Here is a 6573-nt window from a genome sequence, read left to right as displayed (position 1 = left end):
CTTGGCGAACGGCAGCGGCGGGCGGTGGTGGCGCAGTTGCTCAACGCTCGGTACTTGCGCGGCTACCTGTGAGAGCGGGCGAGCCCGAGCAGCAGGCACCGCGTTGCAGGGCACCGGCCTTGCCGGTGTTCGCGGGCATGCCCGCGCCCACAGGGGTCATCTACTGATCCAGCTTGCGCTCGCCGGTTACACCATCGCCAACCGCTGCTTGTGCGTCGGCGCAGGGAACGCCCGGTCGATCGCCCCCAGGTCTTCGCTGGTCAAGGTCAGCGCTCCCGCTGCTGCATTGAGCTGCACGTGCTCGGGCGCCACCGCCTTGGGGATGGCGATCACGCCGTCATCGCGGGTCACCCAGGCCAGGCTGACCTGGGCCGGTGTGGCGCCATGGCGCTCGGCGATTTCCGCCAGTACCGGGTGCTGCAACAAGCGCCCGGCCTGAGCCAGCGGGCAGTAGGCCATGGTCGGCAAGCCACGTTTTTCGCACCACGGTAGCAAGTCGAATTCGATGCCACGTTGGGCCGGGTTGTACAACACCTGGTTGGTGGCACAATCAGGGTTGTGCAGTTCGCGCAGGTCGTCGACGTCGAAGTTGGACACGCCCCAGCGCTTGATCTTGCCTTGCTCGCGCAAACGCTCGAAGCCTTCGACGGTTTCCTCCAGCGGGTGCTGGCCACGCCAGTGCAGCAGGTACAAGTCGATGCAGTCGGTGTCCAGCCGGGTGAGGCTGCGTTCGCAGGCAGCCGCCATGCCGCGCAGGCTGGCATTGTGCGGGTAGACCTTGCTGACCAGAAATACCTGGTCGCGGCGCCCGGCAATGGCTTGACCTACGACCTCTTCTGCCCCCCCTTCGGCATACATCTCGGCGGTGTCGATCAGGTTCAGGCCCAGCTCGATGCCCTGTTGCAGCGCCGCGACTTCGGCAGCCTTGCGACCTGGGTCTTCGCCCATGTACCAAGTGCCTTGGCCGATGGCTGGAACACTCGTGCCTGCCAGATTTACGTATCGCATGTCACCTCCGGGATCCGGGTATTGGAAAGAAGCACCTCAAGCAGTGCTTGCGCTGCAGTGGAAAGCTTGTGCTCGCTGAGGGCAATCACGCCGATGCGCCGCTCGACAGTGGGCTCGACCAAGGTGACGCAGCGGGCACCCAGCTCCTGCATCTGGTTGATGCACAGCGCCGGCACGGCACTGACCCCCAGGCCGCTGGCCACCATGCGGCCGATGGTCGTCAGCTGGTGGCTTTCGAACGCGACTGCCAGCTTGCCGTGGCGGGCCGCCACATTCTGCTCCATCAGCAGGCGCACCGCCGAAGGGCGCTGCAGGGCCACGAAATCTTCGGCCATCAGCTGTGCCCAGCTGACCTGGGGCAGCAGCGCCAAGGGCGAGTCGGCGGCCACTACGGCAACGAAGCGGTCCATGTACAACGGGTGGAAGTCCAGCCCATCGATGTTATCCGGCTCGAAGCCGATGCCCAGTTCGACGCGGCGATGGCGTACCAGTTCCTGTACCTGTTCGTTGATCACGTCGTGCACCGTGACGTTGACCTTGGGGTAGCGCTGGCGAAACACCTTGAGCGAGTGGGGCAACAGGTTGCCGGCAAAAGCCGGCATGGCCGCCACCGACACACGGCCCAATTGCAGGGTAAAGCGCTGGCGCAGCATCTCTTCGGTGTCGTCCCAGTCGGCCAGCAGGCGGCGTGCCAGTGGCAGCAGCACTTCGCCTTCGGCAGTCAGGCTGACGCTGCGCGTGGTGCGGCTGAGCAGGGCGCCGCCGAGGTTTTCTTCCAGCGCCTTGATGGTCAGGCTCAGTGCCGGTTGCGAAACGTGCAGGTGTTCACCGGCCTGGGCGAAGCTCTGGTACTTGGCCACGGCGACAAAGGCGCGCAGTTGTTTGACGTTCATGTCGGGCCTATCGTTTGTTTTGTAAAAATTATCAATCGATGACGAAAACAAAATTAACAAATCAGTCGCTTGCGGTGAAGATGTCTGCACACGCTCACCGACAGCCTCGTCGGTTAAACAACTACAAAAGGCGGATCAGCATGGCCGGACTGGACAAGCGCGTTGCAACCTATGAACAGGCCCTCGAAGGCCTGAGCGACAACATGACGGTACTGGCCGGTGGTTTCGGCCTGTGCGGCATCCCGGAAAACCTTATCAGCGAAATCAAGCGGCGTGGCGTCAAGGGCCTGACCGTGGTCTCCAACAACTGCGGTGTGGACGGTTTTGGTCTGGGCGTGCTGCTGGAAGACCGGCAAATTCGCAAGATGATCGCCTCCTACGTGGGCGAAAACGCCGAGTTCGAACGCCAGTTGCTCAGTGGCGAGCTGGAAGTGGAACTGACCCCACAGGGCACCCTCGCCGAGAAAATGCGCGCAGGTGGTGCCGGCATCCCGGCGTTCTACACCGCTACCGGCTATGGCACCCCGGTTGCCGACGGCAAGGAAGTTCGCGAGTTCAAGGGCCGCAAGTACATCCTGGAGGAATCCATCACCGGTGACTTCGCCATCGTCAAGGGCTGGAAGGCCGACCACTACGGCAATGTGGTGTACCGCAACACTGCGCAAAACTTTAACCCGCTGGCGGCCACCGCCGGCAAGATCACCGTGGTCGAAGTGGAAGAGATCGTCGAGCCCGGCGTGCTGCTGCCAAGCGAAATCCACACCCCGGGCATCTACGTGGACCGTGTCATCGTCGGCACCTTCGAAAAGCGTATCGAAAAGCGCACCGTCAAGGCCTGAGCGCCATCCACCCGAACAATAAAGAGATCCTGACCATGGCATTGACCCGCGAACAGATGGCGCAACGCGTTGCCCGTGAACTGAAGGATGGTTACTACGTCAATCTGGGCATCGGCATCCCCACCTTGGTGGCCAACTATGTACCCGCCGACATGGATGTGATGCTGCAATCGGAAAACGGCCTGCTCGGCATGGGCGAATTCCCCACCGAAAGCACCCTCGATGCCGACATGATCAACGCCGGCAAGCAAACTGTCACCGCCCGCCGCGGCGCCTCGATCTTCGATTCGGCACAATCGTTCGCCATGATCCGTGGCGGCCACGTCGACCTGACCGTACTGGGTGCTTTCGAGGTGGACGTGCAGGGCAACATCGCCTCGTGGATGATTCCTGGCAAGTTGGTCAAGGGCATGGGTGGGGCCATGGACCTGGTGGCCGGCGCCGACAACATCATCGTCACCATGACCCACGCCTCCAAGGACGGCGAGTCCAAGTTGCTGCCGCAGTGCAGCCTGCCGCTGACCGGTGCGGGCTGCATCCGCAAGGTGCTGACCGACCTGGCCTACCTGGAAATCGAAGACGGCGCCTTCATCCTGCGCGAGACCGCACCCGGGGTCAGCGTCGAGGAAATCATCGAGAAAACCGCCGGCAAGCTGATCGTGCCGGATGATGTGAAGGAAATGACATTCTGATTGCCCGCTACAGACTGCCCCTTGTAGGCACAGCTTTGTGCTGCGAAGGGGCCTGTTATGGGGTGGCCAACTTGCCACCCCTATAGCGCGAAGCTTTGCCTTACTGCCAGTGATGCCTTGATTCAAGGCCTCTGCAGGCTTGGCGTCAGCTTTCAGACGCGTATCATGGCTGCCTCAGCCTGGGAAACCCGCGTCACATGTCTATCCGATTGAAACTGCTGCGTAAGAAACTGGGGATGACCCTGGAAATGCTGGCCGAAAAGACTGGCATGACCAAAAGCTACCTGTCCAAGGTCGAGCGCGGCCTCAACACGCCCTCGATCGCCGCGGCGCTGAAACTGGCGAGAGCGCTGAACGTCAACGTCGAAGAGCTGTTCGCCGAAGAACAGGTTGGGCAGAGCCGCTACAGCCTGGTGCGCCATACCGAGCGCCAGGCTCTGGTTGGCGATGGGCAAGGGCCGGGGTACGCGGCCCTCACCAGTCAGGTTGGTCAGCGCAGCCTGCTGCCGTTTCTGATTCAGCCGCCGTCCGAGTTCAGCGACCCCACGTTCAAGGAACACCAGGGCGAAGAGTTCCTGTTTGTTCACGCAGGCCAGGTGGAAGTGGACTTCATGAGTGAGCGGGTGCTGCTGGAGCAGGGCGACGCCCTTCATTTCAACGCCCAGACGCCGCACCGGCTGCGCTCGGTAGGTGTCTCACCGGCGCAATTACTGGTCGTGGTTCACCACGCAGACGAGTGAAACATCAGGGGGGCAGGTATGCCCCTTGTTCTCAGCTGTGAAACGCCAGATCCATCGCACCAGCCCTCCCTTGCATAATCTGCATGTCGTTTTTTTGACGAATGAACCCATCGCCCATTGAATTTTATTATGGTGTCGGATCATTGACGTAGTGTCATTGTGCCCATAAGCTCAAATCAACAACGAAACAACTCCCGCAACACCGCGCCAATAACTAATTGATTTTCCTGTTTTTAGGAGGGGAGTATGCGCTCGACTCTGATAATCAAATCGATGTTCTTGCTGGTGATGCTAAGTGGTGCTGCCCGCGCGGCAGATTCGTATATAAATCAAAACAGTATCATTCCTGTTTCAACTGCAGGCTGGTTCTTTGCCTTTGCTGTCGTCGGTTTTGTTGCTGTTGCCAACCGCAGAAAGATCTGAACCGGATACCTTGTACCTGAAGTGACTGCCCATTGCCGCGAGTCCACAGGCATGGCTTGTGAATTCTCCAACCGTTGCTATATTCCCAGTAGCCCGTAGGGCCAATGTTTACAGGGCGTTGCAGCCGCGCTTGCAGCGTCAAGGCAAGGGCCTCCAGGAAGGTCGAAGCCATCGCGGCAGCTGTGCGCCGTGAAGCGGAGCGAGAGTTGGTGTGTTGTTCTCATTCAGTGCTCTTTGTCGGGCCATTTGGCCGGAGGGACCCTCATGGTGCGTTCAATGTTTGCCGCTTTGTGCATGCTGACGGTGTGGTCCGGCGCCGCTAACGCCGACCAGAGCAGTGCTCCCTACCTGCTCAGCCCCGGCGATGTGGTGATGGTTTCGGTGTGGCAGGAAGACAGCCTGCGTCAAGAAGCCACCGTACTTCCCGATGGCAGTATCACCTTCCCCCTGGCCGGGCGCATCAATGTGGCCGGGCTGGACGTGACAGCGGTCGAAAAGCAGGTCGCTGCCAAACTCGAAAAATACCTCCCCGACCCTAACGTCAGCGTTGTCGTCAAAAGCATTGCCGGCAACATGGTCTATGTGCAAGGCAAAGTGATCAAGCCCGGGCCGGTGCAAATGGCAGGCCCCACTGCGGTATTGCAGGCGTTGAGCATGTCGGGTGGTCTGGACAAGTTTGCGGATGAAAGCGAAATCAAGGTGGTCCGCGGCACGGGTGCTTCCCAAAAAATCCTGCCCGTGCGATATAAGGACCTGGTGTCTGGGCGGGACATGTCCACCAACATCCAACTTCAGGCTGGCGATACGCTGGTCGTCCCTTGATCTTGCCTTTAATAAGAACATTTAATGCCTCTTCTTAGAACAACTCGCATTGCAACGGCAATCCTGGTCTTGCCGTTTACGGACGCGGTACTGGCGGCAAATTGGCAGTCTACGGTGGTGGTACCGACATCCGTCGAATACGACAGCAACCCATTGCTGCTGACCTCGGGGGAAAAGGGCGTAACGCGCACGATCATCGCGCCGGATTACACCCTGATCGGCACTTTTGACCGTGACGAATTGAGGTTGGGGCTTGGCATGCATGTGCTGCGCTCGTCCGATACGGATATCGTCGATGACCGTGAAGACCCTGATATAAGCCTGGGCTGGCAGCGCACTACCGAGCGGGGCCGTTTCGGCCTGGTGGCGCGCTACAACGAAAGCTCGACGTTGTCGGGGACAGTACTGGATACCGGGGTGATTACCACCGACGGTACACAAAAGCTTTACACCTTGACTGGCAACTGGAGCCAGGCGGTGACCGAGCGCAGTACCTTGAGCAACGAAACCACCTACAACCGTGCCCGTTACGACATCAGTACGCTGACGGGCTACGACGAACTGGCGAACGTCTTTACCTGGACTTACGCCTGGAGCGAGCGGGCTGATCTGTATAGCCGTTTTGGTGCCCGGCGCTATGAGCCCGAAGAGGACCTTACCGCGACCGCTTCCAACAGCTACACCCCGGCAGTCGGCATCAAATACCAGCTTGCCGAGGGCTTTAGCGCCGACGCCCATGTTGGCGTCAACCAAGTGTCAGGTGACGATGGCGGCCGACGCGGGGAGGGTGGGGTTGCGTTGCTGTACACCGGCCCGCGTGCCGTTGCCAGCCTCAGCGCCGAGCGCAGCACGGTGGCAAGCGCCGAAGGCGGTTTCGCTGAGCTGGACCAGGTGCGTGGTGTGTGGAGCTATGCGCTGACCGAGTTGTCCCGGGTGGGCGCGGACGCCGCGTGGCAAGACAGCAAGGGGCAGTCGCCCAACACGCTGCAGACTTACAGCGTATGGGCCAGCCGCCAGTTTTCGCCTTACTGGGACCTGCGCCTGTCGCTGATGTACAAGGAGCGGCAGCAGGACCATGTACCGGATGCAACCGCTACGATCGTTGGTTTGACGTTGACGTACAGGTACCCCGACATCTGAACTTCAGGCAGGTGGC

8 protein-coding genes are annotated in these 6573 nt (G+C 60.4%); 6 read left to right on the top strand and 2 right to left on the bottom strand.

Going from position 1 to position 6573, the window contains the following annotated elements; all coding sequences use genetic code 11:
• Positions 1-186 precede the first annotated feature (186 nt).
• Positions 187-1008 carry an aldo/keto reductase gene (locus ACF8EF_RS07075; protein ID WP_209966228.1) on the bottom strand — a complete coding sequence of 274 codons (822 nt, stop codon included), beginning with the start codon at positions 1006-1008 and terminating at the stop codon, positions 187-189.
• On the bottom strand, positions 996-1901 hold the full coding sequence (locus ACF8EF_RS07070) for a LysR family transcriptional regulator (RefSeq protein WP_021785058.1): 906 nt from the start codon (positions 1899-1901) through the stop codon (positions 996-998). Before ACF8EF_RS07070 ends, ACF8EF_RS07075 begins: the two co-directional genes overlap by 13 nt.
• Positions 1902-2041: 140 nt before the next feature.
• On the opposite strand from ACF8EF_RS07070, the gene ACF8EF_RS07065 reads away from it, so the two are divergent.
• The 6 genes from ACF8EF_RS07065 (at position 2042) to ACF8EF_RS07040 (ending at position 6557) form a co-directional block, all read left to right on the top strand.
• Positions 2042-2740, top strand: coding sequence for a CoA transferase subunit A (locus ACF8EF_RS07065; RefSeq protein ID WP_020192902.1), 699 nt, complete (start codon positions 2042-2044; stop codon positions 2738-2740).
• A gap of 35 nt (positions 2741-2775) precedes the next feature.
• Positions 2776-3432 carry a CoA transferase subunit B gene (locus tag ACF8EF_RS07060; protein WP_004576290.1) on the top strand — a complete coding sequence of 219 codons (657 nt, stop codon included), beginning with the start codon at positions 2776-2778 and terminating at the stop codon, positions 3430-3432.
• A gap of 197 nt (positions 3433-3629) precedes the next feature.
• Positions 3630-4172 carry a helix-turn-helix domain-containing protein gene (locus ACF8EF_RS07055; protein ID WP_176684303.1) on the top strand — a complete coding sequence of 181 codons (543 nt, stop codon included), beginning with the start codon at positions 3630-3632 and terminating at the stop codon, positions 4170-4172.
• Positions 4173-4418: 246 nt separating this feature from the next.
• Positions 4419-4595 (top strand): EPS-associated small membrane protein EppA, encoded by a 177-nt coding sequence (eppA, locus tag ACF8EF_RS07050; protein ID WP_021785062.1) that lies wholly within the window; start codon positions 4419-4421, stop codon positions 4593-4595.
• A 264-nt stretch (positions 4596-4859) separates the two neighbouring features.
• Positions 4860-5417, top strand: coding sequence for a polysaccharide biosynthesis/export family protein (locus tag ACF8EF_RS07045; RefSeq protein ID WP_176684302.1), 558 nt, complete (start codon positions 4860-4862; stop codon positions 5415-5417).
• Positions 5418-5441: 24 nt separating this feature from the next.
• On the top strand, positions 5442-6557 hold the full coding sequence (locus tag ACF8EF_RS07040; protein WP_176684301.1) for a hypothetical protein: 1116 nt from the start codon (positions 5442-5444) through the stop codon (positions 6555-6557).
• Positions 6558-6573 lie beyond the last annotated feature (16 nt).

This window comes from Pseudomonas sp. zjy_15 (genome assembly GCF_043101865.1).
Lineage (GTDB): Bacteria > Pseudomonadota > Gammaproteobacteria > Pseudomonadales > Pseudomonadaceae > Aquipseudomonas > Aquipseudomonas putida_Y.
Note: the sequence above shows the minus strand (reverse complement) of the source record. Positions and strands in the feature narration are given on the sequence as shown.

Excerpts from the sequence above, each read along its gene's own strand:
- ACF8EF_RS07075 (WP_209966228.1), bottom strand. The coding sequence starts at position 1,008 with ATGCGATACGTAAATCTGGCAGGCACGAGTGTTCCAGCCATCGGCCAA.
- ACF8EF_RS07070 (WP_021785058.1), bottom strand. The coding sequence starts at position 1,901 with ATGAACGTCAAACAACTGCGCGCCTTTGTCGCCGTGGCCAAGTACCAG.
- ACF8EF_RS07065 (WP_020192902.1), top strand. The coding sequence starts at position 2,042 with ATGGCCGGACTGGACAAGCGCGTTGCAACCTATGAACAGGCCCTCGAA.
- ACF8EF_RS07060 (WP_004576290.1), top strand. The coding sequence starts at position 2,776 with ATGGCATTGACCCGCGAACAGATGGCGCAACGCGTTGCCCGTGAACTG.
- ACF8EF_RS07055 (WP_176684303.1), top strand. The coding sequence starts at position 3,630 with ATGTCTATCCGATTGAAACTGCTGCGTAAGAAACTGGGGATGACCCTG.
- eppA (WP_021785062.1), top strand. The coding sequence starts at position 4,419 with ATGCGCTCGACTCTGATAATCAAATCGATGTTCTTGCTGGTGATGCTA.
- ACF8EF_RS07045 (WP_176684302.1), top strand. The coding sequence starts at position 4,860 with ATGGTGCGTTCAATGTTTGCCGCTTTGTGCATGCTGACGGTGTGGTCC.
- ACF8EF_RS07040 (WP_176684301.1), top strand. The coding sequence starts at position 5,442 with ATGCCTCTTCTTAGAACAACTCGCATTGCAACGGCAATCCTGGTCTTG.